Annotated in this window: 29 protein-coding genes; 9 read left to right on the plus strand and 20 right to left on the minus strand. The window is 65.9% G+C overall.

The genetic code is table 11. The features are described from left to right. Nucleotides 1-6: 6 nt before the first annotated feature. The 4 genes from ACJ7Z0_RS01970 to ACJ7Z0_RS01985 all read left to right on the plus strand — a co-directional run bounded on the left by ACJ7Z0_RS01970 (nucleotide 7) and on the right by ACJ7Z0_RS01985 (nucleotide 2,632). On the plus strand, nucleotides 7-393 hold the full coding sequence (locus tag ACJ7Z0_RS01970) for a hypothetical protein (protein WP_434788426.1): 387 nt from the start codon (nucleotides 7-9) through the stop codon (nucleotides 391-393). Nucleotides 394-554: 161 nt separating this feature from the next. Then, nucleotides 555-1,265, plus strand: a complete 711-nt coding sequence (locus tag ACJ7Z0_RS01975; protein ID WP_434788427.1) for a hypothetical protein — start codon at nucleotides 555-557, stop codon at nucleotides 1,263-1,265. 128 nt (nucleotides 1,266-1,393) lie between these two features. Beyond that, the gene (locus tag ACJ7Z0_RS01980) at nucleotides 1,394-1,771 is read left to right on the plus strand and encodes a hypothetical protein (RefSeq protein ID WP_434788428.1); all 378 of its coding nucleotides are present in this window, start codon (nucleotides 1,394-1,396) and stop codon (nucleotides 1,769-1,771) included. A 552-nt stretch (nucleotides 1,772-2,323) separates the two neighbouring features. Beyond that, nucleotides 2,324-2,632: a hypothetical protein gene (locus ACJ7Z0_RS01985; protein ID WP_434788429.1), complete on the plus strand. Its 309-nt coding sequence runs from the start codon at nucleotides 2,324-2,326 to the stop codon at nucleotides 2,630-2,632. Between the two features lie 308 nt (nucleotides 2,633-2,940). Here the strand turns inward: ACJ7Z0_RS01985 and ACJ7Z0_RS01990 are convergent, their stop codons facing one another. The 11 genes from ACJ7Z0_RS01990 to ACJ7Z0_RS02040 all read right to left on the minus strand — a co-directional run bounded on the left by ACJ7Z0_RS01990 (nucleotide 2,941) and on the right by ACJ7Z0_RS02040 (nucleotide 14,308). After that, nucleotides 2,941-3,981 carry an MBL fold metallo-hydrolase gene (locus ACJ7Z0_RS01990; protein WP_434788430.1) on the minus strand — a complete coding sequence of 347 codons (1,041 nt, stop codon included), beginning with the start codon at nucleotides 3,979-3,981 and terminating at the stop codon, nucleotides 2,941-2,943. 16 nt (nucleotides 3,982-3,997) lie between these two features. Next, nucleotides 3,998-4,657: a peroxiredoxin gene (locus ACJ7Z0_RS01995; RefSeq protein ID WP_434788431.1), complete on the minus strand. Its 660-nt coding sequence runs from the start codon at nucleotides 4,655-4,657 to the stop codon at nucleotides 3,998-4,000. Between the two features lie 106 nt (nucleotides 4,658-4,763). Continuing rightward, nucleotides 4,764-6,686: an acetate--CoA ligase gene (gene acs, locus ACJ7Z0_RS02000; protein WP_434788754.1), complete on the minus strand. Its 1,923-nt coding sequence runs from the start codon at nucleotides 6,684-6,686 to the stop codon at nucleotides 4,764-4,766. A 94-nt stretch (nucleotides 6,687-6,780) separates the two neighbouring features. Then, entirely contained in the window at nucleotides 6,781-7,689 is a 909-nt protein-coding gene (locus ACJ7Z0_RS02005) for an ACP S-malonyltransferase (protein WP_434788432.1), read from the minus strand. Then, nucleotides 7,686-8,549 (minus strand): triphosphoribosyl-dephospho-CoA synthase MdcB, encoded by an 864-nt coding sequence (gene mdcB / locus ACJ7Z0_RS02010; RefSeq protein ID WP_434788433.1) that lies wholly within the window; start codon nucleotides 8,547-8,549, stop codon nucleotides 7,686-7,688. The genes ACJ7Z0_RS02005 and mdcB overlap by 4 nt, the downstream gene beginning before the upstream one ends. Then, the gene (gene mdcG, locus ACJ7Z0_RS02015) at nucleotides 8,546-9,238 is read right to left on the minus strand and encodes a malonate decarboxylase holo-[acyl-carrier-protein] synthase (RefSeq protein WP_434788434.1); all 693 of its coding nucleotides are present in this window, start codon (nucleotides 9,236-9,238) and stop codon (nucleotides 8,546-8,548) included. The genes mdcB and mdcG overlap by 4 nt, the downstream gene beginning before the upstream one ends. 6 nt (nucleotides 9,239-9,244) lie before the next feature. Then, a complete protein-coding gene (locus ACJ7Z0_RS02020; RefSeq protein ID WP_434788435.1) occupies nucleotides 9,245-9,946 on the minus strand; it encodes a biotin-independent malonate decarboxylase subunit gamma in 702 nt (233 codons plus the stop codon). 14 nt (nucleotides 9,947-9,960) lie between these two features. Then, complete coding sequence (locus ACJ7Z0_RS02025) at nucleotides 9,961-10,866, minus strand: biotin-independent malonate decarboxylase subunit beta (RefSeq protein WP_434788436.1); 906 nt, start codon at nucleotides 10,864-10,866, stop codon at nucleotides 9,961-9,963. Beyond that, entirely contained in the window at nucleotides 10,863-11,195 is a 333-nt protein-coding gene (gene mdcC / locus ACJ7Z0_RS02030; protein WP_434788437.1) for a malonate decarboxylase acyl carrier protein, read from the minus strand. Before mdcC ends, ACJ7Z0_RS02025 begins: the two co-directional genes overlap by 4 nt. A gap of 13 nt (nucleotides 11,196-11,208) precedes the next feature. Then, entirely contained in the window at nucleotides 11,209-12,891 is a 1,683-nt protein-coding gene (gene mdcA, locus ACJ7Z0_RS02035) for a malonate decarboxylase subunit alpha (protein ID WP_434788438.1), read from the minus strand. A gap of 43 nt (nucleotides 12,892-12,934) precedes the next feature. After that, nucleotides 12,935-14,308 carry an SLC13 family permease gene (locus ACJ7Z0_RS02040; protein ID WP_434788439.1) on the minus strand — a complete coding sequence of 458 codons (1,374 nt, stop codon included), beginning with the start codon at nucleotides 14,306-14,308 and terminating at the stop codon, nucleotides 12,935-12,937. A gap of 315 nt (nucleotides 14,309-14,623) precedes the next feature. Between ACJ7Z0_RS02040 and ACJ7Z0_RS02045 the strand changes: the two genes are divergently transcribed. Further along, nucleotides 14,624-15,415, plus strand: coding sequence for a hydroxyacylglutathione hydrolase (locus ACJ7Z0_RS02045; protein WP_434788440.1), 792 nt, complete (start codon nucleotides 14,624-14,626; stop codon nucleotides 15,413-15,415). Nucleotides 15,416-15,487: 72 nt separating this feature from the next. On the opposite strand, the gene ACJ7Z0_RS02050 is transcribed toward ACJ7Z0_RS02045, so the two are convergent. Beyond that, nucleotides 15,488-16,402: a LysR family transcriptional regulator gene (locus tag ACJ7Z0_RS02050; RefSeq protein WP_431121249.1), complete on the minus strand. Its 915-nt coding sequence runs from the start codon at nucleotides 16,400-16,402 to the stop codon at nucleotides 15,488-15,490. Nucleotides 16,403-16,608: 206 nt separating this feature from the next. Here ACJ7Z0_RS02050 and relB point away from each other — a divergent pair, with 206 nt between their 5' ends. After that, the gene (relB, locus tag ACJ7Z0_RS02055; protein WP_434788441.1) at nucleotides 16,609-16,917 is read left to right on the plus strand and encodes a type II toxin-antitoxin system RelB family antitoxin; all 309 of its coding nucleotides are present in this window, start codon (nucleotides 16,609-16,611) and stop codon (nucleotides 16,915-16,917) included. Next, nucleotides 16,914-17,210, plus strand: a complete 297-nt coding sequence (locus ACJ7Z0_RS02060) for a type II toxin-antitoxin system RelE/ParE family toxin (protein WP_434788442.1) — start codon at nucleotides 16,914-16,916, stop codon at nucleotides 17,208-17,210. Before relB ends, ACJ7Z0_RS02060 begins: the two co-directional genes overlap by 4 nt. Nucleotides 17,211-17,327: 117 nt before the next feature. On the opposite strand, the gene ACJ7Z0_RS02065 is transcribed toward ACJ7Z0_RS02060, so the two are convergent. From ACJ7Z0_RS02065 to ACJ7Z0_RS02090, 6 genes are all read right to left on the minus strand, one after another. Then, entirely contained in the window at nucleotides 17,328-18,464 is a 1,137-nt protein-coding gene (locus ACJ7Z0_RS02065; RefSeq protein ID WP_434788443.1) for a cupin domain-containing protein, read from the minus strand. A gap of 96 nt (nucleotides 18,465-18,560) precedes the next feature. Further along, nucleotides 18,561-19,265, minus strand: a complete 705-nt coding sequence (locus tag ACJ7Z0_RS02070) for a fumarylacetoacetate hydrolase family protein (RefSeq protein WP_434788444.1) — start codon at nucleotides 19,263-19,265, stop codon at nucleotides 18,561-18,563. Between the two features lie 50 nt (nucleotides 19,266-19,315). Further along, complete coding sequence (locus ACJ7Z0_RS02075; protein ID WP_434788445.1) at nucleotides 19,316-20,533, minus strand: NAD(P)/FAD-dependent oxidoreductase; 1,218 nt, start codon at nucleotides 20,531-20,533, stop codon at nucleotides 19,316-19,318. Between the two features lie 31 nt (nucleotides 20,534-20,564). Beyond that, nucleotides 20,565-20,882: a non-heme iron oxygenase ferredoxin subunit gene (locus tag ACJ7Z0_RS02080; RefSeq protein WP_434788446.1), complete on the minus strand. Its 318-nt coding sequence runs from the start codon at nucleotides 20,880-20,882 to the stop codon at nucleotides 20,565-20,567. Between the two features lie 8 nt (nucleotides 20,883-20,890). Beyond that, nucleotides 20,891-21,361 carry an aromatic-ring-hydroxylating dioxygenase subunit beta gene (locus ACJ7Z0_RS02085; protein ID WP_055795472.1) on the minus strand — a complete coding sequence of 157 codons (471 nt, stop codon included), beginning with the start codon at nucleotides 21,359-21,361 and terminating at the stop codon, nucleotides 20,891-20,893. A gap of 1 nt (nucleotide 21,362) precedes the next feature. Further along, complete coding sequence (locus ACJ7Z0_RS02090; protein ID WP_434788447.1) at nucleotides 21,363-22,628, minus strand: aromatic ring-hydroxylating dioxygenase subunit alpha; 1,266 nt, start codon at nucleotides 22,626-22,628, stop codon at nucleotides 21,363-21,365. 128 nt (nucleotides 22,629-22,756) lie between these two features. Here ACJ7Z0_RS02090 and ACJ7Z0_RS02095 point away from each other — a divergent pair, with 128 nt between their 5' ends. Continuing rightward, on the plus strand, nucleotides 22,757-23,671 hold the full coding sequence (locus tag ACJ7Z0_RS02095; protein ID WP_434788755.1) for a LysR family transcriptional regulator: 915 nt from the start codon (nucleotides 22,757-22,759) through the stop codon (nucleotides 23,669-23,671). A 131-nt stretch (nucleotides 23,672-23,802) separates the two neighbouring features. Here the strand turns inward: ACJ7Z0_RS02095 and ACJ7Z0_RS02100 are convergent, their stop codons facing one another. Next, the gene (locus tag ACJ7Z0_RS02100; RefSeq protein ID WP_434788448.1) at nucleotides 23,803-24,075 is read right to left on the minus strand and encodes a DUF4242 domain-containing protein; all 273 of its coding nucleotides are present in this window, start codon (nucleotides 24,073-24,075) and stop codon (nucleotides 23,803-23,805) included. Nucleotides 24,076-24,208: 133 nt separating this feature from the next. On the opposite strand from ACJ7Z0_RS02100, the gene ACJ7Z0_RS02105 reads away from it, so the two are divergent. After that, nucleotides 24,209-25,192 (plus strand): AraC family transcriptional regulator, encoded by a 984-nt coding sequence (locus ACJ7Z0_RS02105; protein ID WP_434788449.1) that lies wholly within the window; start codon nucleotides 24,209-24,211, stop codon nucleotides 25,190-25,192. A gap of 12 nt (nucleotides 25,193-25,204) precedes the next feature. On the opposite strand, the gene ACJ7Z0_RS02110 is transcribed toward ACJ7Z0_RS02105, so the two are convergent. Next, the gene (locus tag ACJ7Z0_RS02110) at nucleotides 25,205-25,519 is read right to left on the minus strand and encodes a hypothetical protein (RefSeq protein WP_431121223.1); all 315 of its coding nucleotides are present in this window, start codon (nucleotides 25,517-25,519) and stop codon (nucleotides 25,205-25,207) included. Nucleotides 25,520-25,580 lie beyond the last annotated feature (61 nt).

Here is a 25,580-nt window from a genome sequence, read left to right on the forward strand (position 1 = left end):
CAGGGCGTGTGGTATATCGGCGCTGATGGCAATGTTCGAATCTTCTATACCGAAAAGAAGAGAAGCGATGGCAAGAGGCTTCTTGCGAGCTATACCGGTGGCATCCTCGTACCGTCCATGCCTCATAGCCAGCCCTCGGTTTTTATCATTCCTTCCACAGAGAGATTGATGCTTGTTTCAGATTCAATGGATGCCGAGGCCGTGAAGCTTGGGCAAATGACCGAAGGACAGATCCATGCGGAAGCCGCGGTCAACACGGGTGCGAATCTCATTGGAGCGGCCTTGGGAGGCGCCATCGCAGACGGCCTCCTCAGTTACGACGCACGGGGCTTGAGGGTGATTCCGCAGACTGCGGGGGCGCCAGGACTTGTGACTTGGTTGGATGGACGCTAAATCACTGAACAGCTCACCGCTTCGAGGCGATGCACCGTCTACTTGGGGCTCGATGCTTCAGCACAATCAACCGAGTGGTGAGGCCGGTCCCGGCCAGAACCTGTCGTTCGCCCGTCCTGCAGAATCCGGCAGAAGCAGACGTTCCACGCGACGGCATAGTGGTGCTTGAAGAATATTTTTCTCTACAGCTGAGATTTGCTGAGCGCTACGCGGCGGTTGCAGATTGGCCCTTGGGCGCGTCGATCGCGCACTGCACAAACCTGCGGCGGCGTCTGAATCTTTGGGGACCTGCAGGCGCAAACCGCTGGAACGACTTCGTCGCTCGGATCGGCGACCCGACCAATGGCAGGCGCGATGCGCTTTCCTTATGCATGGAGTGGTACGAGGATCGTCCACGCCTCGCTACAGGGCGGTCGTTCGGCTGCTTCTCGTTCGATCCGCCCGACGCCAGCGGCGTTCTCCGCATTCACTTCGTCCCTCCGGAGAACACAAGCACAAGCCCTCTGGCTTCCGCGAATACCGGTGCCAGAGTGCAGGAGCTGTGCGAACTGTTCTCCCATGTTCGTCGCACGGAGCGCGGCGTCTTGTCGGTTCGCGGCATCTCCTGGCTCTACAACCTCGATGCTTACAGGAGGCTGTTCCCGCGCTCCTATGCAATGTCGATTCAACCCATCGACGTGCCGCTGCATCTCAACGGCAGTTCAACTTGGGGCCAGGTTTTGAACTGGCGTCAGGAGGTAAAGCCGGACATGCGTGACGCGCTCCTGGCCCGCTTGGCCACGATGAGAGCAGAAGCACCTTGGGAAGCCTTTCCGCTCCAGGCGCTGACCGCCACAAGTGACGTCGCCGAGTTTTATGAGCGCTTTACCTGACTTGGACCTGCTAATGGCAACGGGCTGACCCCTCGCACGTGGGTGGCAGAATTCGGTCAATACCGGTCGCTCACGGACTGACCTGAAATCGTCCGGAAGCAGACGCTCTCGCAAATTACAGGTTCTTCATGAACGATCCAGCGCGCATTCCTCAGGCGATCTTTGATGCCGTCTCGCCACTTCTGGAGCCGGAGTGGGTCGAACTGATTGTTGACTACAGCGTAGACGAAACCCAAAGCGACATGGCGGCGAGCTATTCGCTCCAAAAGGACGGGCACCTCGAAGAGGTTGCAATTTTGCTCCCGCATGTCGTAGATGGATTATTTCGAGCCCTGAGGGACAGTCTTCCCGATCGGGCGACGCAAGCATTCTCGGCCTGCCGTTACCACGTTACGCGAAGCGGCTCCTTCGAAGCCGAGTATTCATACGACAAAGTCGACTGGGATGACTTGTTGGCGCGCTCCGGATGGAACTTCCCGGACATCGCGACCAAGCGAGCACAGTGAATGGCGCCGACCCGACGTGCGGCTACAGTCGGCCAAGAGCGGCCGGTCGGCGGCGTCGCAGAATTAACCGGTTAGCCGACAGTAGCGGCGCACGCACGACATTTGAGTTCGGGGATGAGAGCGCTCGCGCAAGAAACCTATTTTTCGTTTCTACCGATACATCGTCGGTTACCACAAGTGAAGATATATGACTTGGGAATATCGAATAATGAGCCGAGACGGCGCGGTCGCTATCTACGAGGTTTACTACTATGAAGACGGTAGGGTACGGGGGTACAGCGCGGAACCAACGTTTCCTGCGGGCGAAACCGTTGAAGAGCTACGAGCCAACTGCGATTTGTACCTTGCTGCACTCGGGAAGCCAGTTCTCGAATACAGCAGTTAGCGGGGGGCAAGTTCAGGTCTGTGCGATCATTTGCCCAGAGACCTGAAATCTCTTAGCGATGAAGTCGAAGCTGATCGTTCTGGGCTGGCGTAGGTGACATCACTGCTGGATGCAGCCGGGACCGTTCATTTACTTGCGCAACTGGCCTCTTTTGCAGGATCGTCTAGATGATGCGTGAGCCCCACCCCTACCCAGAGATTTACTGCGACTTCAACGCGAGGATGACCGACCGTGGGTATTCACTGGAACGAATGGGTTCAATCCGGGATTTGAGTAAGTTAGGCATCGAGCTGGAAGGAGCCGTCGGCAAACGCTTCACCTTCGTCACGGACGATGCGGACGAAAACGGCGTTCCTGATGACATCATGTCCAACGGTGTAGTGATCAAGGATGAGCGATACGGGTTTCTTGCCCTTCTTGATGCTCCAGACGACTTCTATTGGCGTTCGCAACTGATTCGCTGCGATGAAGCGTAGTTAGATCTAAATCTATTGAACGGCCGCTATCGCGGATCGCGGATGTCTCCTTCGGGCCCGTTGCCGACTTTCGCCTTCCTCCAAAGCCGTCATTCCCCTCGAGCCGATCTGTGGCGCCGGTGCGCCTGGGTTTAAAAAAAGCCCACGGCTGACACCTATGGCGGCACTGGCGCAGCCGAGGCGGACTGCAAAGGCTATATTCCGGCGGCGTTAGCGGCCTCGACAGTGCCAAGCGAGGCAATCCCATCGCCTGAGCGGTCATCCACCAGCTGTCCCTGGGCCGATTGGCCGAGAAACTCCGAGCGCGCTCAGGCCACGCGCCCGGCCGTCAGCGGATAGCCTGCCTCGCGCCAGGCCTTCATGCCGCCGTCCAGCGCGACCGCGTGCAGAAAACCCATGCCGCGCAGCGTCGACGCCGCCAGCGTCGAGATGTAGCCCAGCTCGCAGCAGGTGAGGATGCGCCGCGTGGGATCGGGCAGGTCCTGGTTGACGCGCAGCTCCAACTGGCCGCGCGGCAGCAGGCGCGCGCCGGGAATGTGGCCGGCCTCGTAGGCGTCGCGCTCGCGCACGTCGAGCACGATCAGGTCGTCCTCCGCGGCCTCGACGCGCGCCTTGAGTTCGGCCAGCGACATGAAGGGCACCGCGGCCGTCGCTTCGGCGAGCAGGCTCGCCACGGTCTTGCCGCCGCTCATGTTCGTGCGCAGCGCCTCGGTGATGTGCGTCGGCATCGTGAGGTTGAGGCTGCGCATCATCTCGGCGAAGGCTTCGCGGTCGCGCGCCTGCAGGCGCGGGTTGGATGCGATTTCCTCGGCGATCGTCGAGTGGGTGCGTCCCTTGTAGTCGTGCGCGGGGCAGACCTTGAGCGCCGGGTCCATTCGCAGCACGCGGTTGAACAGGCTGTCGTAGAGCGCTTCGGGGTTGCCGCTGGGCAGGTCGGTGCGCCCGGTGGCGCCGATGAGCAGCGTGTCGCCGGTGAACAGGCGGTCTTCCACCTGAAGACACATCGAGTCGGCGGTATGGCCCGGCGTGTGGGTGACCTGCAGCCGCAGGCGCCCGACGACGATCATCTCGCCGTCGCCGATGCGCATGTCCACGAAGGGCGCGGGGCTCGCGTGGTGCATGACCACGGGCACCTTCAGCTGGCGCGCGAGTTCGCGGGTCGCCGAGAAGTGGTCGGCGTGCGTGTGGGTGTCGATCAGGTAGCGGATGCGCACGCCGTCGCGCGCGGCGAGCGCGATGTAGTGATCGATCTGGCTCAGCTCCGGATCGATGAGCGCGGCGGCACAGGTCTGGTCGCAGCCGATGAGGTAGGACTGGCAGCCGCCGGTCGCGATCTGCGCGAAGACCATGATGCTGCGCTCGCGATCAACCGGGCTGCTTCACCACGCGCAGGTAGGGCTTCGGCGACTTCCAGCCCGCGGGGAACAGCTTCTTGGCGTCCTCGTCCGACACCGAGCCGGCAATGATCACGTCCTCGCCCTTTTGCCAGTTGACGGGCGTCGCGACCTTGTGCGCCGCGGTCAGCTGCATCGAGTCGAGCACGCGCAGGATCTCGTCGAAGTTGCGCCCGGTCGTCATCGGGTAGGTCAGCATCAGCTTGACGCGCTTGTCGGGCCCGATCACGAACACCGAGCGCACCGTCGCATTGGTCGCCGCGGTGCGGCCCTCGAACGTGCCTGGCTCGTCGGCCGGCAGCATGTTGTACAGCTTGGCCACCGCAAGGTCGGTGTCGCCGATCATCGGGTACTTGGGCAGGTAGCCTTGCGTTTCCTCGATGTCCTTGGCCCAGCGGTCATGGGCATCGACCGGATCGACGCTCAGGCCGATCAGCTTGGCGTTGCGCTTGGTGAACTCGGGCTCGATCTTCGCCATGTAGCCCAGCTCGGTGGTGCAGACCGGCGTGAAGTCCTTGGGGTGCGAGAACAGGATCGCCCAGCCGTCACCGATCCATTCGTGAAACTTGATCGGCCCCTGGGTCGTCTGGGCCGTGAAGTCGGGGGCAATATCGTTGATGCGCAGTGACATGATCGCTCCTTGAACAGGTTGACGACAAACGCTCTTTCTTGCCGGCCATCCGGCAGGACTCAAAGCATAGAACGGCGCGGCGACGGACGCCAGTGCCGGCGACTCGTCAGTTCCGCTCCGACAGTTGTTCCAGGATGGCCGGGTTCTCCAGCGTCGAGGTGTCCTGCGTGATGGCCTCGCCCTTGGCGACGGACCGCAGCAGCCTGCGCATGATCTTGCCGCTGCGGGTCTTCGGCAGGTTGTCGCCGAAGCGGATGTCCTTGGGCTTTGCGATCGGGCCGATTTCCTTGGCGACCCAGCTGCGCAGCTCGTTGGCGATCTTCTTCGCTTCATCCCCGGTGGGGCGCGCGCGCTTCAGGACCACGAAGGCGCAGATCGCCTCGCCCGTGGTGTCGTCGGGGCGCCCGACCACCGCGGCTTCGGCGACCAGATCGGTGCACGACACCAGCGCCGATTCGATCTCCATCGTGCCCATGCGGTGGCCCGAAACGTTGAGTACATCGTCGATGCGCCCGGTGATCGTGAAATAGCCGGTCTTCGCATCGCGGATCGCACCGTCTCCCGCGAGGTAGTAGCCCTTGAGCTCCGGCGGGTAGTAGCTGGCCTTGAAGCGTTCCGGATCGCCCCAGATCGTGCGGATCATGCTCGGCCAGGGCTTCTTGACCACCAGGATGCCGCCTTGGCCGTTGGGCACGTCGGCGCCGGTCTCGTCGACGACGGCCGCCGCGATGCCGGGAAAGGGCAGGGTGCAGGAGCCCGGCACCAGCGGCGTGGCGCCCGGCAGCGGCGTGATCATGTGGCCGCCCGTCTCCGTCTGCCAGAAAGTGTCGACGATCGGACAACGCCCGCCGCCAATGTGCTGGTGGAACCACTCCCAGGCCGCGGGGTTGATCGGCTCGCCGACCGAGCCCAGGATGCGCAGGCTCGACAGGTCGTAGCGCCTGGGGTGCACGGTTTCGTTGCCTTCGGCCGCCTTGATCAGCGAGCGGATGGCCGTCGGCGCTGTGTAGAACACGCTGACCTCGTGGTCCTGGATCATCTTCCAGAAGCGGCCCGCGTCGGGGTACGTGGGCACGCCCTCGAAAACGACCTCGGTGGCGCCCAGCGCCAGCGGACCGTAGGCGATGTAGGTGTGGCCGGTGACCCAGCCGATGTCCGCGGTGCACCAGAACACGTCGTCGGGCTTCAGATCGAAGGTCCACTTCGTCGTCAGCGCGGCATGAAGCAGGTAGCCGCCGCTGGAATGCTGCACGCCCTTCGGCTTGCCGGTCGAACCGGAGGTGTAGAGCACGAACAGGGGATGCTCGGCGCCCACCCATTCGGGTTCACAGGTCTCCGGCTGGGCTTGCGTCTCGTCGTGCAGCCAGCGGTCGCTGGAAGGGTTCCATCCGATCGGCCCGCCGGTGCGCCGGTAGACGATGACGTTCTTCACGCTCTCGCAGCCGCCCAGCGCGATGGCGTCGTCGACGATGGCCTTGAGCGGCAGCTGCTTGCCGCCGCGCACCTGTTCGTCGGCGGTGATGACCATCACGGCGCCGGCATCCTGGATGCGGTCGCGCAGGCTTTGCGCCGAGAACCCGCCGAACACCACCGAGTGCGTGGCGCCGATGCGCGCGCAAGCCTGCATGGCGACCACGCCTTCGATGCTCATCGACATGTAGATGACGACGCGATCGCCTTTCTTCACGCCGCGCGCCTTCAGCGCATTGGCCATGCGGCAGGTGCGCGCGAGCAGCTCGCGGTAGCTGACCCGCGTCACCTGCCCATCGTCGGCTTCGAAGATGATCGCGGTCTTGTCGCCCAGGCCCCGCTCGACCTGGCGGTCGAGGCAGTTGTAGGACACGTTCAGCGTGCCATCCTCGAACCACTTGAAGAAGGGCGCCTGGCTCTCGTCGAGACCTTGGGTAAACGGCGTTCTCCAGCTCAGGAACTCGCGCGCAAGGCGCGACCAGTAGCCGCTGTAGTCGGCCTCTGCCTCGGCCACCAGCCTGTCGTAGGCGGCCATGCCGGCCACGTGGGCGCCCTTCATGTCCGGTATGGGAAACAGAGGGGGCGTTATTTCGTTGCTGCTCACGATGGATCTCCTGTTGCTCGATTCAAGACGTCAAGTGGCCTGTCCGGTTTCACGGGTCGGCATGGCTGTTGAGCCATGCCGCAATCGCCGCGGCACTGCGAAAGTCGTCGCAGGCGCGAGCCGGAACGGTGGGGTAGCGCTGATTCCACATGCGCGCCAGCGCCTGGCCCGGACCCACTTCCAGCACGCAGCGCACCTGCCGCGCCTGGATGTTTTCCATGCATTCATCCCAGCGGACCGTTCGGGCAATCTGGGCGGCCAGCGCAACGCGGGCAGACTCCGCATTCCGGATGCGGTCCCCCGCATTGCTGAACAGCGCGACCCGAGGCGCGTCGAACGGCACCTGCGCAAGCGTCCGCGAGAAGCTCTCTGCCGCATCGCGCATCCAGGGCGTGTGCGATGCGACGTTGACCCGCAAGCGCGTGCACTGCGCGCCCAGCGCCGCGGCCATGCGTTCGGCGCTATTCAACGCGGCGATCGGGCCGCCGAGGATCACGCTGGCGTTGCCATTGCGGATGGCGAGTTCGAGGCCGGCTTCGACCCGCAACCGTTCGAGCTGCTGCTCGGAAACACCGCTGACGGCCAGCAGGCCGCCCGGCACACGGGCGGCGCAACGGTCCATGGCCTCGGCGCGCTGCGGCGCCAGCGCGGCCGCCGTGGCGGGATTGATCACTCCGGCCGCGCTGAAAGCGGCCAGTTCGCCGACGCTGTAGCCCGCCACCGCGGCCGGCGATGCGAGCAGGGGCGCCAGCTGCCCCCAGGCGGCCAGGGCAAGGCCGGTCAGCAGCGTCTGCGCGTTGTCGTTCCGCTCGGCCCACGCCGGATCGGCGAGTGCAAGGCGCCAATCGTCGACGCCCAGCCGTGCGCACATGTCGTGCACCCGTGCGTCGTCCGCCAGCCAGGGCAGCATGGTGGGATGCTGGGTGCCCTGGCCGGAAAAAAGCAGTGCGAAGCTCATGAGGCTGGACACACGCGCTGGATCCAGCAGACCGCGGCAAGCGTGTCGGCCGCGCCACCGGGCGACAGGCGCCGCCGCACGAAATCGTCGGCAATGGCTTGCGCTGCCCGGAGCCCATCCGGCCGCGCGACGCCTCCTCGATCCAGAAAGTCTTGCGCGGCGCGCTGAGCCCAGCGCAGGCCGGCGAGGCCACCGCGGTGCGCGAGATTGCTGTCGTCCAGCACGGCCATGATGTGGAACAAGGTGTCGAGCCGGGCCTGGCGGGGCGTGAGGCCCTGCGCCAATGCCTCTTTCAGTGCGGGAAGCGCGGTGTCGAACAGCACCGGAAACGCCAGCGCCGCTTCTTCGGATGCGCTGCGCAGGCCGTGGCGCCGTGCAGCGATGCCGCCGGGCAGAGCGGATGGCCGTTGGCTTCGCCTGTCCAGTGCGCCGCCCCAGTGCCGGCGCAGCGCATCACGCAATGCTTCCGGCCGCAATGCGCCGCCTTGTTCTCGCAGCGCAGCGCCCGCTGCTGCGCACAACAGGCCGAGCATGAAGATCGCGCCGCGATGCGTGTTGACGCCGCCGGTGGCGGCGAGCATGCGTGCCTCCGCCGCGATGCCGCATCGTTCGAGCACGGCGAAATCCGCGCCGCCGAATCCGGCCTCGGCGATCTGCGCGAAGTAGCGGCGCAACGAGAACAGGCTGCGCATGAAGGTGTGCGCGTCCATGTCCTCGTGGCTGCCGGCGTCGATCAACGTCACCAGACCAGGCTTGGGTGCCAGCGACAGTTCGTCATACAGCGCGAGCGTGGCGGCGCGTCCGATGGCCGCAGGCGTGAGCGGTGAATACTGTGCCTGCCAAAGGGCGACGTTTCTCACGCGGCGACCTCCACCAGCCCGGCGTGTTCGCACCACGCGGCATCGCGCTGCAGGGACACGCCGTCCAGCCGCTTGACCATCACCGCCCGCGCGCGTCCGGCGCGCCAGTCGCGCCATTCGCGCCACGCCACCGCCGCTCCGTCGCCGAAGATGAGCTCGCCATCCAGCCGGGGCCGTACCGCGTCGAACGACTCGAGGGCACGAACCGCGGCATCCGCATGTACCGCCCCCTCGATGGGGATCGACAGATCGAGATCGGAATCCGTTCGCACGTGATCGAGACCGCTGATCGCTTGCCAGCCGTAGCTGCCGAACACCCGTGCCGTCGCATGGCACGCGTCGAGCCTGCCAGCCAGCTCGCGCACGGCATCCCGCGCCGAAGGTGGCAGCAGCTCCTGGACTGCGGCCAGGTGCGGGAACTCCTCGATGCCATGCACCGCATCACGTGGCACCTGCAATGCAAGCCGTCGCCTGCCCCAGCGCGCGGGGGAAGGCAAACCCAGCGCCATCGATCCGCTGGACGTGGAATGAACCGATTGGCGCGTCACGACCAGGGGCAGCCGATGCATCGCCCAATGCGCGAGGCACTCGCGCGCCTCTTCATCCCATGGATGGCGCAGGACGGCGGCCCAGCCGCTCCCGGAGAGCCGGGCGAGTTGATGGCGACGCAGCGGAACCATGGCGATCATGCAAATTCAGGCGGCGTCCAGCACGCGCTGCACGACCGCGGCGGCAAGCTGGCGGCCTCCCCGTTCGGCGCCATCGCGTGCGCGCCGGTCGTCTGTCGGCGCGGGAGCCAGCGCCTCGCGCAGGCAGGCCTGCAGGTCGCCCCGCCAAAGCGCACGCACGCCCCCCATTGCCACGTAGTTCTGCACGCCGGGAGCGAACACCGGGTTGGACTGCGACAGCGCCGTGAGTTTCTCTTCCGGCAACTTGGTCACGCGCGCCATGGCGGGGATGCGCATCACGCGGATCTCGGCATCCGGCAGCGCATAGCAGGCATCGGCAATCAACCCCGAGGTGATGAAGCCGCCGGACAGCGCCTGGTCGTACACCAGGCCTATCACGCGGTGGCCGCGGCGCCGCGCCAGGTCGATGCTTGCGCCGAGGTGCGCCATCGCCCGGTTGATGCCGAGCAGTTCGTCGCGCCGGCGCAGCTGCTGGCCCTGGGTGTCGATCAGCAGCAGGATCGGCCGGCCCGGGTGCCGTGTGACGGTGTCCAGGGTCACGCGGGCCTGCGCGAGTGCGAGCCGGACCCCGATCGGCGCATGATTTGTCGTGCCGATCACCGTGAGCGGCTCGCCTTCGAAGATCACTTCGCCCTGCAGAAAATCGCCGTCTTCGCGCATGCCGTGGTAGGGGCCGAAGAGCTGGGTGACTAGAGAACTCCACTGCATGTGATGCTCCTCGGTTAAATGGTGCGCAATGCGCGGACGGCTTCGACCGAAAGCTCCGGGACCTGCTGCGCATCGGCGATGCCGAGCGCGCTCCAGAGCCGCATCGCTTCGTCGATTCCGGCGTTGTTGGCGCTGTTGGCGCCGTCGGCGTTCTCGGCGGGCAGGGCGTGCAGCCGTGCCGTGAGCAAGGCGTGCTCCTGCTCCAGCGCCGCCAGGGTCAATGGCCTCGATTCGCCGATCGCCGCGATGGCCACCGCACGAAATGCGGCAACATCGTCTTCGACCAGCGCATCGCAGTCGCCGGTCAGCCAGCGGTGCTTGCCGCCGGTCGTGCGCCAGACCAGCGCACGGTCGCGCGAGTCGAATTCATCCACGCCGTGGGAGGCTTCGATCACCTCGGGCCCCGACATGGCCAGCCGCCCGACGTCGCTCATCACGATGTAGTCGGCACAGCGCGCCACGATGCCCATGCCGCCGAAGCAGCCGTTGGCGCCGCCGATCAGCACCAGCACCGGGATGCCCGCGGCGCGCACGTCGAGCAGGGCGCGCATCACTTCCGACACCGCGATCAACCCGGCGTTGGCTTCGTGCAGTCGCACGCCGCCCGATTCGGCCAGCAGCAGCACGGCAGCCGGCCGGTCGCGCAGCGCGCGCTGCATCAGGCCGACCAGCTTGGCGCCATGCACCTCGCCAACGCCGCCGCCCATGAACGCGCCTTCCTGTGCGGCCACGAACACGCTGCGGCCGTCGAGCATCGCGCGGCCCACCGCCACGCCGTCGTCGAATGCGCAGGGCACGCCCAGTTGCGCCAGGTGCGGGCTCGTGACGCGCTCGCTCGGAGGCAGCCATTCATGAAAACTGCCGGCATCGAGCAGCAGGGCGAGCCGCTCGCGCGCCGAGCATTCGGCGTAGCTGATCATGGCCGGCCTCCGGCGATTTCGGCCACCGCCTGGTCGAGCCGCAGGCTCACCACCGCGGGCGTGGCGCCCATGTCGTTGATCGAAACGCGCACGCCGGCCAGCGGATGGCGCGCGTGGAAGTCGTTCATCACGGCCTGCCAGATGGGACCGAAGCCGCGCGCCGACGTCTCGACGCGCACCGCGCAGCCGTTGCCGCCGGCCGGCTCGAGCAGCACCTCGAGGTTGCCTGAGCCGACGACGCCGACCAGCACCGGCGCAAAGGCACCGGCCGGCTGGCCGCCGGAAAAGGAAAAGTCCAGGGTTTCGAGCCCTGCGGGAACGTCGCTCATCATGTATCTCCTGCTACCAGTTTCTGAAGCGCTTGGGCGGCTGATACAAGCCGCCGGAGGCGCGCACCAGGTCGCGCATGTTGCGTGCGGCCAGCAGATTGCGCGTGGCCTGGCGGGGGTCGATGCCCAGGTCCTGCGGCCGGCGGATCACGCCGCGGTCGCGCAGGTTCTCGACCGCGCGCTTGTCGCGCGCCAGGCCCACTGCCGTGTAGCCGGCCACGCCGCGGATGGCCTGCTCGCGCTCCGCATCGCTGCGGCACATCAGCAGGTTGGCAATGCCCTCTTCGGTGAGGATGTGCGAGACGTCGTCGCCGTAGATCATGATCGGCGGCAGGTCCATGCCGGCCTGCTCCTGCAGCGTCCAGGCGTCGAGCCGGTCGACAAAGGCCGGCTGCATGTGCTCGCGGAATGTCTCGACCATCTGCACCACCAGCTTCTGCCCGCGCGGCGTGCCGGCGGCGCCTGTGCGCCCGGCACGCGCCTCGCGTCCGGCCTTGAGCCAGGCCGGGCTCGCATGGCGGCGGCCGCGTGCATCGGCGCCCATGTTGGGGGCGCCGCCAAACCCAGCGATGCGGCCCAGCGTGGCGGTGGAGCTGTTGCCATCGAGGTCGATCTGCAAGGTCGAGCCGATGAACATGTCGCAGGCGTAGTGGCCCGCCGCCTGGCAGAACGCCCGGTTGCTGCGCAGACTGCCGTCCGGGCCGGTGAAGAACACGTCGGAGCGCGCGCGGATGTAGTCCTCCATGCCCAGCTCGGAGCCGAAGGAATGCACGGACTCCACCCAGCCCGCCTCGATGGCCGGGATCAATGCCGGATGCGGGTTCAATGCCCAGTGCTTGCCGATCTTGCCCTTGAGGCCGAGTGACTCCGCATAGGTCGGCAGCAGCAGCTCGATGGCCGCGGTGTCGAAGCCGATGCCGTGGTTCAGGCGCTGCACGCCGTACTCGGCATAGATGCCCTTGATCGCCATCATCGCCATGAGGATCTGGACCTCGCTGATCTGCGCCGGGTCGCGCGTGAACAGCGGCTCGATGAAATTCGGACGCGGGGCCTTGACCACGAAGCTCACCCAGTCGGCGGGAATGTCGATGCGCGGCAGCCTGGTGGTCTTGCCGTCGACCATCTCGTTGACCTGCGCGATCACGATGCCGCCCGAGAACGCCGTAGCCTCGACGATGGCCGGCGTGTCTTCGGTGTTGGGGCCGGTGTAGAGATTGCCCTCGGCGTCGGCGGCCTGCGCGGCGACCAGCGCGACCTTGGGCGTCAGGTCGACAAAGTAGCGCGCGAACAGTTCGAGGTAGGTGTGGATCGCGCCGATCTCGATGCGCCCGGCCGACACCAGCTTGGCCAGCCGCGCGCCCTGCGGCCCCGAAAAGCTGAAGTCCAGCCGGGCGGCCACGCCGTTCTCGAACACGTCCAGATGCTCCGGAAGGGCCAGCACCGACTGCACCATGTGCAGGCCATGCACCTTCGCCGGATCGACCTGGACCAGTGCGCGCGCGAGAAAGTCGGCCTGCTTCTGGTTGTTGCCTTCGAGGCAGACGCGGTCGCCGGGCGAGAGCACCGCTTCGAGCAGGGTGGCGATGGCTTCGGTCTCGACACGCTTGCCGGCGAGCCGGTTCCCGAGCGCTTCGGCGGCGCGCGCCAGCCGGGCATTGCGGTCGTCGGCCTTGGTGGTCCAGGAGCTGGGAGTCATAGGAAGAGGAGTTGAGGGTCGATCGAAAAAAAGAAGACGCGCCTCACAGGACCACGAAGAGCAGCCACACCACCACGGGTGCCACCAGCGTCACGATGGCACCGTACACCATCAGCTGCCGGAAGAACACGTCGCGGTCTATGCCCTTCGCATTGGCCAGTACCAGTGCGCCGTTGGTCGAGAACGGACTGACATCGACGATGGTGGAGGACACGGCCATCGCAGCGATGAAGCCGATGGCGCTGACGCCCGTGTCTCCCTGCAGGAACGGCACCGCCAGGGGAATCAGCGAGCCGAGCACCGCGGTCGACGAGGCGAAGGCCGAGACCACGGCGCCAACGAAGCACAGCAGCAACGCGGCCACCATGGGCGAGGTGAGCCCGGCCACGCTGTGTCCGACGAAATCGATCGTGCCCATCTTGTCCATCACGCCCACGTAGGTGCTGACGCCCACGATCAGCATGATCTCCGGCCACGACACCTGGCCCAGGGCGCGCCTTTGCAGATTGGGCGCCATCAGCGTCAGCACCAGGCCGATGGTGATGGAGACGAAGCCGATGTCCTGCTTGAAGAACAGCGTCAGCACCGCCAGGGCCAGCAGCCCGGCGACGGTGGCGATCTGGTAGCGGCGCGAACCCTGGTCGGCCGGGACCGCCGGCGCTGCGTCCATGAGCGACTCGCCGGCCGCAGTCGCGACGCGGCGCTCTTCCGCGAGCGATTCGGCCTCCGCATCGCCGAATACCTGCGCCCCGCCCTGCGCATGTGCCGTGCGGGGCGTTGCTGGTACTGCGCCGGTCACGTCGGCCTTCTGGCGCAGCAGCTTCATGCCGCCCATGAGGAAGAACAGCAGCAGCGACACGGACAGGTTGACGCCGAGGCTCGCAAGCATCGTCGTGATCTCGCTGAGCGGCAGCCCGGCCTTGGCGACGATCTTGTTGGTGATGCCGCCGTAGATGCTGATCGGCGAGAAGCCGCCGCCTTGCGCGCCGTGCACGACCATCAACCCCATCAGCAGCGGATTGATGCCGTACTTGGCGGCAAAGCCCAGCGCGATCGGCGCGATGATGGCCACCGCCGCCGGGCTGACCGCACCCACCGCCGTGAGCAGCGCGGCGATGAAGAACATGATCCAGGGAATGGCGGCGATGCGCCCACGCACGGCGCGCACCGCCAGCCTGACGAGCCAATCGATGGTGCCGTTGTTCTGCGCCAGCGCAAACAGGTAGGTAATGCCCACCAGCGTGAGAAACAGGTCGGCCGGAAAGCCGCCCATGATCGCTTTCGCGTTCATGCCGGCGACCAGCGTGCCGACCAGGAAGGCGCCGACGAAGGCGATCACGCCCATGTTGATGGGCAGCACCGTGGCCAGCACGAACATGCCGACCAGTGCGTAGATCGAAATCCAATGTGAACTCATCGATGCGTCTCCGGTGTTTTAAGTGCGACGCACATGCACCGTGCGTCTGGGTCCGTACGGTACGCACCCCCTCCGGGACGATCAATGAAGCGGCGTCTGCGACCTTTACGCTCAGTGAAACGATCGAGGGTTAACCCTCGATCAGGCCGACGCTGGAGGCTCGCGCTCGTGCGAGATCGGCACGCTGAAGGCCGCCAGCGTGGCAAAGTCGATCAGTCGACGTGTACTCAAAGCCGTGCCGTGCCGCCGACCGAGGCACATCAACGCCGTCGGGGTTAAGTTAGTGCCATTCCTATCTGACACCTGGAGCAACGCATGATCGTCGAACGCATCTGGACCGGCAACGCCTATCGCAACTACAACTACCTGATCGTTTGCCCCGAAAGTGGCGAGGCTCTTGCCATCGATCCCCTGGACCACCAGAAATGCCTGGCGGCCGCAAAGGACAAGGGCTGGCAGATCACGCAGATCCTCAATACTCACGAGCATCACGACCACACTGGCGGTAATGAGGCCGTCGTCGCCGCGACCGGCGCCAAGGTGATCGCGCACCACAAGTCGGGCTCTCGCATTGCCGGCATGGACCGCGGCGTCAAGGCCGGCGACGTGATCAAGGTCGGCAAGACCGTCGAGCTCGAATGCATGGACACGCCCGGCCACACGATGTGCCACATCTGCCTGCGCTCTCACACCGAGAGGCCTGCACTGTTCTCCGGCGACACGCTGTTCAACGCCGGCGCAGGCAACTGCCACAACGGCGGTAATGTGGAATCCATGTACACCACCTTCGTCGAGCAACTCGCCAAGCTGCCCGACGACACCCGCGTCTACCCCGGCCACGACTACATCGAGAACAACCTGCGTTTCACGCTCGCGCGCGAGCCCGACAACGCTGCCGCCAAGGCGCTGCTGCCCGGCGTGGAAGGGCATGATCCGGCCAAGGCCCGCGTCACGACGCTCCGCGAAGAGAAAGAGATCAATACCTTCCTGCGCCTGTCGAGCCCGAGTGTCATTGCGGCGCTTCGCGAGGCCTTTCCCGATCTGCCCGACGAGCCGGATCCGAAGACCGTGTTCGTCAAGCTTCGCGAGCTGCGCAATACATGGTGAGCCGCTGGTCAACACTACTTCGCCCGCCGCGGGGCCGGATAGCGCCGCACCGATCGATCAGGTGCCTCGCACTCAGCCGAGGTCGGCTTTTGCCACGCGGCACACCGACAGCAGCGCGAGCAGGTTGGGATCGCGCTCGCGCGTGCGCAGGAAATTGAGCGCGATGGTCTGGCGCATCAGGTATCTGGACTGCAACGGGATCAGCTGCACCTTCTGCGGCATGACGCCCCGCACCCGCCCCGGCAGCAGCGTGTAGCCCACGCCGCCGCTGACCAGGTTCATGAGCGAGAAGATGTCGTCGGTCTTCATCACCACGTTGGGCGTGAAGCCGGCGATGCGGAACGTTTCGACAAACCCCCTGTAGGTGACGAAGCCTTCGCTCAGGCTCACGAAGCGTTCGCCGGCGCAAGTGCTCAGGTCGATCTCCTTCTGCGCCGAATAGGGGGAGCCCACGGGCGCGGCAAACTGGATGTCGTCCTCGAACAGCGGCTCCGATTCGACATCGGAAACATCCTCCGGAATCGCCATGAGCGCGGCGTCGATCGCGCCATCGCGCAGCTTCTGCAGCAGGTGCGCATTGGACCCGAGCACGAGCTCGGTGTGCAGGTCCGGCTTGCGCAGCTTCATTCCCATGATCAGCTGCGGCACCGTGCGGCTCGTCAGGGAATAGAGCGAGCCGATGCGAATGCGGTCGGCCGAGTAGCCGGCGACTTCCCGCGTGGCGCGAATGCCCTGCGCCATGGTGCGAAGCACCTCGCGCGCCACCTCCGCCAGCGCATGAGCGGCTTCGGTCGGATGCAGATTGCGGCCTTCATGCCGGAACAGCGCGCAGCGCAGCCCGGTTTCCAGCGAATGCAAGGCGCGGTGCACGCTGACGGCGCTGATGTCGAGCTTTTCCGCCGCGCGGGCGAGATTGCCGGTCTCCATGAAGGCCAGAAGGACTTCGAGCTTGCGGAAGGTGATCTCTTCGTCGACGTGGAGGAGCATGGGCGGCCTGCGGATGAATGCGAATCGTAAGCCCTGCCGGTTTTGAAGCCGCAATCAGGTGAAGGCCAACGACGCGCGCGTGCTTGAGCCGATGGATGAGGCGAGCTTGGCGCGTCAGCCAACCAAACGCTGCACATCGATGCTGCGAAGTGTCATTCAATTGAATTACAATTCATCAGTTGTTCTCTAACTTGGAGGCGCCTGCCATGGCTGCAAACGCATTGGTACAGACCCGCATCGACGCTGACGTGAAGGAGCGTGCCACCGCAGTGCTCGACAACATCGGCCTCACCGTCTCGGACGTGATGAGGATCGTTCTGACACGTGTGGCCAAGGAGGGCGCATTGCCGGCGGGGTTTACCGTTGACGCTGCGGCCCATGACGCCTGGTTCCGAGCCAAGGTGCAGGAGGCCCTGGATGATCCGCGTCCCGCGGTCCCGCACGAGAAAGTCGAAGCGCATTTCGCCAAACGCCGAGCAGCGGCGCTGCGCAAGGCGGGTGAAGGCGACGCGTGAGGCTGGAGTGGTCACCGCTGGCAACGGATGACCGAGAGCGGATTTTCGATTTCATCGAGCAAGACGACCCGCGCGCGGCGATTGCAGTGGACGAGCGCATCGCCACGCAAGTGCTGGTGCTGTTGCAGTTTCCAGAGGGCGGGCGCCCAGGGCGCGTCGAAGGGACGCGCGAACTGATCGTTCGCCGCACGCCGTACATCGTGGCCTACCGGGTTGGAAAGGATTACGTTCGCATCCTGCGAGTTCTTCACAGCGCGCAGTTGTGGCCTGGCGAACTGACAGACCTGCTGTGAAGAGGGAGTCTTCACGTTCTTGTCGATGACGATCTGCGACAGTCCATCGCGTCCGTGCACGACGGCAAATCGGCTCGAACGGGCGCTGAAATCCGGAAAACAGCTGGCTGCGAAGCGCTACGCCAGTTCGCCCGACTGTGTTCGGTGCGCGTGCAGCGCTTCGAAGATCGGTCCGTCGCTGAAGCGGAAAAGATCGAGCGTCCCCTGGCTGCCTGCGTCGCAGTGGGCCGCAAAGGGCTGCCACGACGGCACGACGAACATGTCGCCGCGTTGGACGCTCCATTGCTGCTCGCCCACCTTCACCGTGCCGCTGCCCTCGAACACCTGGTAGACCGATGAGCCGACCTCGCGCTGCACCAGGGTGCTCGCACCCTTCCTGATGCGGTGCATTTCGGTGCGGATGGTGGGCAGCACGTCGCGGCCGTTGCTCGGGTTCGTGAAGCGAACCGCCGCGTGGCCCGGGCTCAATGTGGCGGGATGGCCTTCATCCTCCAGCGCCAGCTGGTCGGCCAGGGCGCGGTCGGTATCGACCCAGCGGTAGGCCAGGAGCGGCGTCGCGGCCGGTGCCTCCGGTTGCGACAGCGGACGCAGGCCCGGGTGGCCCCACAGGCGCTCCGAGCGCGAGCGCTCCGGCGTGGCCTTCTCGGTCGTGCTGACGCGCTCGCGCCCGAACTCGAAGAACTGCGACTCCGTGTAGTACGAGAACGGAATGTCCAGGCCATCGATCCACGCCATCGGCGCGCTGGCCGCGTTGTGATGGGAATGCCAGTTCCATCCGGCCTGCGGCAGGAAGTCGCCGCGCGACATCCGCACCGGATCGCCGTTCACCACGGTCCACACGCCTTCGCCTTCGACCACGAAGCGGAATGCGTGCTGCGAGTGGCGATGCTCCGGTGCGTCCTCGCCCGGCATCAGGTACTGGATGGCGGCCCACAGCGTGGGCGTGGCAAACGGCCTGCCGCCGAGGGCAGGATTGGCCAGCGCGATGGCGCGCCGCTCGCCGCCGCGGCCCACGGGCACGATGCGCCCGGCCTCGCTGGCCAGCTCGACCAGGCGATCCCAGCGCCAGAGATGAGGCACTGCCTTGCTGCGCGGGTGCCGCGGCATGAGGTCGCCGATCTCCGTCCACAGCGGAACGAGCAGTTCGCTTTCGAAGCCCCGGTAGAGCTGCTCGAGTGCGGGGCTGGGCTCGGGTTGGCCCGGACCGGCGACGGCCTTCAGGCGCACGGGGGAGGGTACGGTGTCGACTGTCATGAAGTTCCTTCGTGGGGACCGCTGCAGCGAGCGCTCGCGTGGCGCTTCTGTCCGCTGTGTCGTTTTGTCGGGAGCCGGGCTACGTCGGCTCTTGCTTCACTCGGCCGGGCCGACCGTGAGCGTGATCTCGCCCACGCCGGCCACGCTGCCCTCGACGCGATCGCCCGGCTGGAGCGCACCTACGCCTTCCGGCGTGCCGGTGAAGATCAGGTCGCCGGGCTGCAGGTGGTAGAACTTCGACAGGTCCTCGATCAGTTCGGGGATGTTCCAGATCAGCTTGGAAAGATCGGAGCGCTGGCGCTCCTGGCCGTTCACGCTCAGCGCCAGTGCGCCTTGCTCGAGCACGGTGCCGGCCATGGGAACGACCTCGGACACCACCGACGACTGCTCCACGTCCTTGCCGAGGTCCCAGGGCCGGCCCTTGTCGCGGGCCACGAGCTGCAGGTCGCGCCGCGTCATGTCCAGGCCGCAGGCGTAGCCGTAGATCAGCTTGTGCGCATCGGCGCGGTCGACACGAAAACCGGGTGCCCCGACGACGAGCACCAGCTCCATTTCGAAGTGGTAGTTGGCCGTGCCGGGGGGATAGGCCACGGTGGCGCCGGACTCCACCAGCGTCGGCAGGCTCTTGGTGAAATAGAACGGCACTTCCACCGTCTTGTCGACCGGCCGCCCCATCTCGATGGCGTGGGCGTGATAGTTGCGGCCGACGAAGAACAGCCGGTTGACGGGCAGGCGCTCCGTCTTGCCGCGAACGGGCAGCGAGGCGATCGGAGGAGGGGTCCAGAGGTAGGTGGTGGTCATGATGTTTACAGTGCGGGGATCGGGCCGGACGCGCGTTGCGCGTCCGTATGTCAAAGCTTGGCGAGCGGTACCTGGAGGTCGGCGAGCTGCGCCGCGTCGACGCTGGTGCGGCGCTCGATCAGGCGCCGCGCAAAGCGCAGGTCGCGCGCGGCGTTCGGGCCCAGCGCGGCGACGACCTTGTCGGCGTCGAGGAAGAACATCACGAAACTGCTGGCCCTCCGGTCGCCGCGCAACACCACGCGGTGCGCCGGCGCAGGCATGCCGAAGATCTGCAGGTTGACGTCGTACTGGTCCGACCAGAACCAGGGCAGCGGCTGATGGTTCACCATGGTGCCGAGCGCGGAGCGCGCGGCGGCGATGCCTTGCTCCTGCGCGTTCTGCCAGGATTCGAGCCGCATCCGCCGTCCGGCCCATTCGCAGTGCCAGGCCGCCACGTCGCCCGCGGCCAGGATGTCGGGGTCCGACGAGCGGCATTGCGAATCGACCAGCACGCCGCCATCGCACGCCAGGCCCGCCTCGCGGGCGAGTTCGTCGTTGGGAACGAGGCCGACACCGATGAGGACGGCGTCGCAATCGAGCGTGCTTCCGTCGCCGAACGACGCCATGAGGCCGCCTTGCGCGCTCTGCGCCAGGCGCTCGATGCCCGTGCCCAGGCGGACATCGACACCGTGGGAGGTGTGCAGCTGCAGCAGGTAGTCGGAAATTTCGGACGGAACGGTGCGCTCGCACAGCCGCCCCATCGCTTCCACGACGGTCACGTCCAGGCCCTTCTTCCGGGCCGTGGCAGCCACCTCGAGCCCGATCCAGCCGCCCCCGACGACGAGCAGCCGCTTGCCCGCAGACAGTGCGGCACCGAGCGCCGCCGCATCCTCGATGCTGCGCAAGCTGAAGACGCCGGGCAGATCCGCGCCCGGGATGTTCAGCCGGCGTGCCCGCCCGCCGTTGCAGAGAATCAGCTTGTCGTATGCAACGGGCTCTCCATGCGTGAGGCGCAACTGCTTCGTCGCCCTGTCGATGAAGGTCGCACCGACGTTCGGCCGCCAGTCGATGCCCAGCGCATCGAAGGCTTCCGCTTTCAAGAGATGCGTCGTGTCCGCATGGGCGTCTCCGGAGAGCACCGCCTTGGACAGCGGCGGACGTTCGTAGGGACGATGGGGCTCGTCGCCGATCAGGACCACACGGCCCGCGAAGCCCTCGCTGCGCAGCGTCTGCGCGGCCCAGCCGCCGGCCTGGCCGGCGCCCACGATGACGATGGTTTCGGTGGTCATGGATTCAAGGCCATGGAAGAAAGGAGAGGCATCAGTCCAGCGAGAGGAACACGCGGCCCGCGTCGATCTTCACGGGGTACGAGCGGATCGCCTCGGTCACGGGGGCGCAGGTCGGCTTGCCGTTGCGCACGTCGAACTTGCCCTGGTGCAGCGGGCATTCGATCTCGTGCCCTTCGAGGAAGCCCTCGCAGAGGCGCGCATGGCCGTGGGTGCACACGTTGTCGGTCGCGTAGATCTGGCCGTCCACGTTGTACAGCGCGATGTCGCGCCCGCCGACCACCATGCCGACCACGTCATCGGTGGGCACCTCGTCGACGGTTGCGGCGTCGGTCCATTGGAAATCGCTCATGGCTGGCCTCAGAGGGGATAGATGACGGAGTTGGGGATCATTTCGCTGTCGTAGATGACCTGGCGCGAGGCGAACTTCAGTCCTTGCTCGGTGCGCACGACGACGTCGATGTAGCGGCCCACGCTGAAGACGCTCGAAAGCTCGGACAGCTTGGTGCGGAACACCGCGTAGTTGGCTTCGCACTCGAAGCGGTCCGCCTCGGCCTTCAAGACGAGCGGCGTCCCGACGACGTGGCGCTGGTAGTAGGGGTCGTGGAACAAGGTCTCGCGAATGCCGTAGACGCGGTCCTTCAGCATGCCCTTGCTCTCGAACGACAGCGTGGCCAGCGGAAAGCCGCGGTCGTAGTTCTCGCGCGGCTGCAGCCGGTAGCTGCAGTCGTCCGTGAAGAACTCCGGCCAGAGTTCCCATTCGCCGGAGCTCACGGCCTGGGCGTAGCGGGCGTAGAGCTGGGTCAGGTCGAAGTAGTCCTGGAAGTTCATCTCAAGCCTCCATGACCTTGCGCCAGTACTCGTACATGCCCCGTATCAGGGTCTCGGTGACCATGTGGTCCGTGTCGCCGACCTCGCGGCCGCCGAGTTCGGCAAGCGTGCGGTGGAAGGGCTTCTGTTCGAAGCCTTTCTGCGAAAGCTCGATCACTTCGCCGTCGTCGGCGGAGACGAAACCGGCCGGGCCGAAGAGATTGGCCTGGCGCAGCCGTCGCAGCGTCATTGCGTCGTCGTCGTCCTCGAAGCCGAAGTGCGTCCAGACGAAATCGAAGGCGCCGGGGCCGCTCGGCTGGATGTGCCGGGTCGAGACACTGTTGACCTGCTGCTGGAAGATCACGCTCGGGAACAGCGTCATCATCACCGCCGTGGGGCCCTTCCACCACGGCTCGGGCACGATGTCCAGAAAGCGGTCGTCGTTGAGCTTCATGCTTTCCTTGAAGCTCGACACCTGCGTGACCCCGTCGGCCTTGCCGCTGGCGCCGCGGGTCGAGATCATGGCCGCGTGCCGGTGATGGCTGTCCATCTTCAGCTCCGACTTGTTGTCCGCGCGCCAGAGGCCGAAGGTGACGAACCACGTATGCAGGAGGCCCGGGTGGTACGGGTCCTTGATGTTTTCCTGCATCAGCTTCCAGTTGCCCGGAATGCGCTGGCGGTTGTAGCCGAGGATCGTCAGCTTGCGGCCGTTGAACAGCCGGTCGAAGTAACCCAGGATTTCCGGGCCCATGAAGTCTTCGAGTGACTCCACGTCCGCATCGAAGGAAGCGAACACCACGCCGCCGCGGGTCGCGACCTTGAGTTTGTTGAGGCCGTGGTCGGCGGGCTTGAAGTCGGCTGGCATCCCGCCGTTGACCTTGCCGTCCTGCTTGACGCCGCGCCGGAAGGGCACGCCTTGCAGGTCGCCGCCCAGCGAATAGTTCCACTGGTGGTAGGGGCAGGTGAACCCGCTGGCCTTGCGGTTGCCGTGCCGCTCGCGGCAGAACTGCATGCCGCGGTGCGCGCACACGTTCTCCACCACGCTGATGGAGTCCTCGGCATCCCGCACCATGATCACCGAGCGTTCGCCGATCACCGTGCGCTTGAAATCGCCGACCTCCGGAATCTCGGCCTCCAGGCCCACGTAGCACCAGTGGCCGCGGTAGAAGAGGCGCTCGAGCTCGCGCCGGTGCTGGTCGGCATCGGTATAGGCCATGAAGGGGATGCGGCTCGTGCCCTTGTCTTCCCAGTGGATCTTCTGCGGAAAGACTGCTGATGTGTCGTCCATGTTTGTCTCCTGTGCGGCCGTGTCGCATGGGCCGCTTGTCTCGTGGTACCCGATGATCGGCAGTTCGGCCCCATCGTTCAATAGAATGTGCCGAATACCTCATATAGATTTCGCGAATGGGAGCCGGCGTGGAGCTCAAGGACATCGACCTCAACCTGCTGGTGGTGTTCAACCAGCTGCTCATCGATCGACGGGTGTCGAAGGTGGCGACGAATCTCGGCCTTTCGCAGCCGGGCGTGAGCAACGCATTGGCGCGACTGCGCAAGCTGACCGATGACCCCCTGTTTCTTCGAACGCCGAAGGGCATGGAGCCGACACCCTTCGCCGAGCAGCTGGCCGCGCCGACGGCGAGCGCGCTGCAGACGATCCATGCGGCGATCAACCAGCGCAGCTCGTTCGATCCGGCCACTTCGACGCGCGCCTTCACCATCGGCATGACCGACATCGGAGAGATATATTTTTTGCCCAAGCTCATGAAGGAGCTGGCGCGCGTGGCACCGGGCCTCTCGCTCAGCACCGTTCGCAACACGGCGGTCAATCTCCAGGACGAGATGGAATCAGGCCATGTCACGCTGGCCATCGGCTTGCTGCCGCAGCTCAAGAGCGGCTACTTCCAGCGGCGATTGTTCAAGCAGCACTACGTCTGCATGTTTCGCCGCGGCCACGCGCTCGACAAGCGGCAGATCTCGCTGGCCGAGTTCTCGCAGGCCGACCACGTGGTCGTGGTTTCGGAGGGAACCGGCCACGGCAAGGCGGACGAGCTTCTCAGCCGCAAGAAGATCGTTCGCAAGGTCGTGCTGACCGTGCCGCACTACGTGGCGGTCGGCCATATCCTGCACGACTCCGACCTGGTGGCGACCGTTCCCGAGCGGCTCGCCCAGGCCTTGGCCGGGCCTTTCGGGCTTTCATATGTCCGCCATCCGGCCAAGCTGCCGGAGATCGCGATCAGCCTGTTCTGGCATGGACGGTATCACCGCGATCCCGCCGTGGCCTGGATGCGTGCCTTGATCGTGCGGCTTCACGGGGAAGGCGCCGCTGCCTGACCGTCTCCGGCAGCGGCAGCGGAAGCGGAAGCGGAAGCGGAAGCGCCGGCCATTGCAGCTGCGAGCCTGCCGCGACGGCGAGCCCCGGCGCCGCACATGCATCGGGCGCCCCCCCGATCGCCTCGCACCGCTCACTCGGCTGTGGCCGGGTCGATCACGCTGTACACCCGGTCTACCCGGTCGGCCGGGAAGCCGCCGAGTTCCGCGTGCCGGCGCACCAGGGCTTCGTCGGTGGATTGGTAGACGCAATAGATCCGGTCATCGGTCACGTAGCTGTGGATCCACTGGATGTCGGGGCCCATGCTGCTCAACACGCCGCAGGACTTTTGCGAGATGGCCTTCAGGTCCGACGGGGTGAATTGGCCGGCGCCGGGGATGTGCCGTTCGATAAGGAATTTGGGCATGGCGATACTCCTATCTAGAATCATCGGTCAAAGGCGACCAAGACCCATGGTGCCGACGCGAAGCGCCCTTGTATTGCTCGCCACTCCGGACTTGTTGACTGAAACCCCGCCCTCGCCAGCCTGAGAGGTGACCATGGATGTCTTGTCGGACGTGCTGCGGACCATCCGCCTGGAGGGCGCGCTGTTCCTGAACGGAGACATGCATGCGCCCTGGTGCTTCAAGGTGCCCAGGGGCACGGACATGGCGCAGCTCCTCAAGCCCGGTGCGCAGCGGCTGGCCATCTGCCACCTGGTGCTGCAAGGCGAATGCTGGGCCCAGGTCGAAGGCGGGGAGCCGATCCGCGCATATGCCGGCGAAGTGATTGCCGTGCCGCATGGCGACTCGCATGTGCTGGGCAGCGGCCTGCACCATGCGGCGGTGGACGTGGCGCATGTGGTCAGTCCGCGCGCACCCGAGCTGGAGCGCATCCGCTACGGCGGCGACGGTGACCGCACCGTGCTGGTGTGCAGCTGGTTCGCTTACGAAGGCGATGCGCCCAATCCCGTCATGGCGAACATTCCGCGCCTGTTCACCACCTCGTTGCGCAGCCGGCCGGCGGGCCCGTGGATCGAGCAATCCGTCAATTTCGTGTTGGCCGATGCCGCTTCGCACACGCCCGGTTCCGAGATGGTCGCCGCCAAGGTGGCGGAGGTGCTGTTTGCCGAAGTGCTGCGCGGCTACATCGAATCCATGCCCGCCAACAACCCTGGCTGGTTGGCCGGCCTGCGCGACCCCCACGTGAGCCGCTGCCTGGCGCTGATGCATGGCGAGCCCGCGCGCAACTGGACGGTCGACGCGCTGGCGCAGGAAACCCACATCTCGCGCAGCGTGCTGGCGGACCGCTTCGCCGAACTGGTGGGCGTGCCGCCCATGCAGTACCTGACGCGCTGGCGCATGATCCTGGCCGCCGGCTTGCTGCGCAAGGACCGGGGCAACCTGGCGCGCATTGCCGAAGGTGTCGGCTATGAATCGGAAGCCGCTTTCAATCGCGCATTCAAGCGCGAGTACGGGGTGTCGCCGGGGGTTTGGCGGCAAAACGGGGTTGAGCTCCCGGCCGGTTCCGAGCGCACCGCATGATGGTACGAACGTCTATGGCAGAGGGAGCTCGCGCATGAGGTTGCTGCGCACCCACGTGAACGCGCCGGACTGGACGTTGTTCGCTTGCCAGCGGCGGAACTCGGGATCGGCTGACAGCGGATCCGTCACCTTCGCGTATTCCGTCGCGTTCTCGAACTGCACGGTCAGAACATAGTTGCCCAGTTCGCCTGCGACCACGCTCCAAAGCTGAGGGCTGGGTGCGCCATGCTTCTTCCAGAGCGCCGCACCCGCCTTCACGGCTTCCATGACGGCCTCGAGATCGGCTCCGGGGCTGGGTCGCAGGACATATCGCGCTTCGTAGGCCATAGAAGTCTCCTTCGTCATAGCAAGAGCGACATTGAAGCACCGGCGCGCTTGGGGGGCAATC

It is taken from the genome of Variovorax palleresanus, assembly GCF_051144945.1.
Classification (GTDB): domain Bacteria; phylum Pseudomonadota; class Gammaproteobacteria; order Burkholderiales; family Burkholderiaceae_C; genus Variovorax; species Variovorax paradoxus_S.

Excerpts from the sequence above, each read along its gene's own strand:
- ACJ7Z0_RS01980 (WP_434788428.1), top strand. The coding sequence starts at position 1,394 with ATGAACGATCCAGCGCGCATTCCTCAGGCGATCTTTGATGCCGTCTCG.
- ACJ7Z0_RS01985 (WP_434788429.1), top strand. The coding sequence starts at position 2,324 with ATGATGCGTGAGCCCCACCCCTACCCAGAGATTTACTGCGACTTCAAC.
- ACJ7Z0_RS01990 (WP_434788430.1), bottom strand. The coding sequence starts at position 3,981 with ATGGTCTTCGCGCAGATCGCGACCGGCGGCTGCCAGTCCTACCTCATC.
- ACJ7Z0_RS01995 (WP_434788431.1), bottom strand. The coding sequence starts at position 4,657 with ATGTCACTGCGCATCAACGATATTGCCCCCGACTTCACGGCCCAGACG.
- acs (WP_434788754.1), bottom strand. The coding sequence starts at position 6,686 with ATGAAGGGCGCCCACGTGGCCGGCATGGCCGCCTACGACAGGCTGGTG.
- ACJ7Z0_RS02005 (WP_434788432.1), bottom strand. The coding sequence starts at position 7,689 with ATGAGCTTCGCACTGCTTTTTTCCGGCCAGGGCACCCAGCATCCCACC.
- mdcG (WP_434788434.1), bottom strand. The coding sequence starts at position 9,238 with ATGATCGCCATGGTTCCGCTGCGTCGCCATCAACTCGCCCGGCTCTCC.
- ACJ7Z0_RS02020 (WP_434788435.1), bottom strand. The coding sequence starts at position 9,946 with ATGCAGTGGAGTTCTCTAGTCACCCAGCTCTTCGGCCCCTACCACGGC.
- ACJ7Z0_RS02025 (WP_434788436.1), bottom strand. The coding sequence starts at position 10,866 with ATGATCAGCTACGCCGAATGCTCGGCGCGCGAGCGGCTCGCCCTGCTG.
- mdcC (WP_434788437.1), bottom strand. The coding sequence starts at position 11,195 with ATGAGCGACGTTCCCGCAGGGCTCGAAACCCTGGACTTTTCCTTTTCC.
- mdcA (WP_434788438.1), bottom strand. The coding sequence starts at position 12,891 with ATGACTCCCAGCTCCTGGACCACCAAGGCCGACGACCGCAATGCCCGG.
- ACJ7Z0_RS02040 (WP_434788439.1), bottom strand. The coding sequence starts at position 14,308 with ATGAGTTCACATTGGATTTCGATCTACGCACTGGTCGGCATGTTCGTG.
- ACJ7Z0_RS02045 (WP_434788440.1), top strand. The coding sequence starts at position 14,624 with ATGATCGTCGAACGCATCTGGACCGGCAACGCCTATCGCAACTACAAC.
- ACJ7Z0_RS02050 (WP_431121249.1), bottom strand. The coding sequence starts at position 16,402 with ATGCTCCTCCACGTCGACGAAGAGATCACCTTCCGCAAGCTCGAAGTC.
- relB (WP_434788441.1), top strand. The coding sequence starts at position 16,609 with ATGGCTGCAAACGCATTGGTACAGACCCGCATCGACGCTGACGTGAAG.
- ACJ7Z0_RS02065 (WP_434788443.1), bottom strand. The coding sequence starts at position 18,464 with ATGACAGTCGACACCGTACCCTCCCCCGTGCGCCTGAAGGCCGTCGCC.
- ACJ7Z0_RS02070 (WP_434788444.1), bottom strand. The coding sequence starts at position 19,265 with ATGACCACCACCTACCTCTGGACCCCTCCTCCGATCGCCTCGCTGCCC.
- ACJ7Z0_RS02075 (WP_434788445.1), bottom strand. The coding sequence starts at position 20,533 with ATGACCACCGAAACCATCGTCATCGTGGGCGCCGGCCAGGCCGGCGGC.
- ACJ7Z0_RS02080 (WP_434788446.1), bottom strand. The coding sequence starts at position 20,882 with ATGAGCGATTTCCAATGGACCGACGCCGCAACCGTCGACGAGGTGCCC.
- ACJ7Z0_RS02085 (WP_055795472.1), bottom strand. The coding sequence starts at position 21,361 with ATGAACTTCCAGGACTACTTCGACCTGACCCAGCTCTACGCCCGCTAC.
- ACJ7Z0_RS02090 (WP_434788447.1), bottom strand. The coding sequence starts at position 22,628 with ATGGACGACACATCAGCAGTCTTTCCGCAGAAGATCCACTGGGAAGAC.
- ACJ7Z0_RS02100 (WP_434788448.1), bottom strand. The coding sequence starts at position 24,075 with ATGCCCAAATTCCTTATCGAACGGCACATCCCCGGCGCCGGCCAATTC.
- ACJ7Z0_RS02105 (WP_434788449.1), top strand. The coding sequence starts at position 24,209 with ATGGATGTCTTGTCGGACGTGCTGCGGACCATCCGCCTGGAGGGCGCG.
- ACJ7Z0_RS02110 (WP_431121223.1), bottom strand. The coding sequence starts at position 25,519 with ATGGCCTACGAAGCGCGATATGTCCTGCGACCCAGCCCCGGAGCCGAT.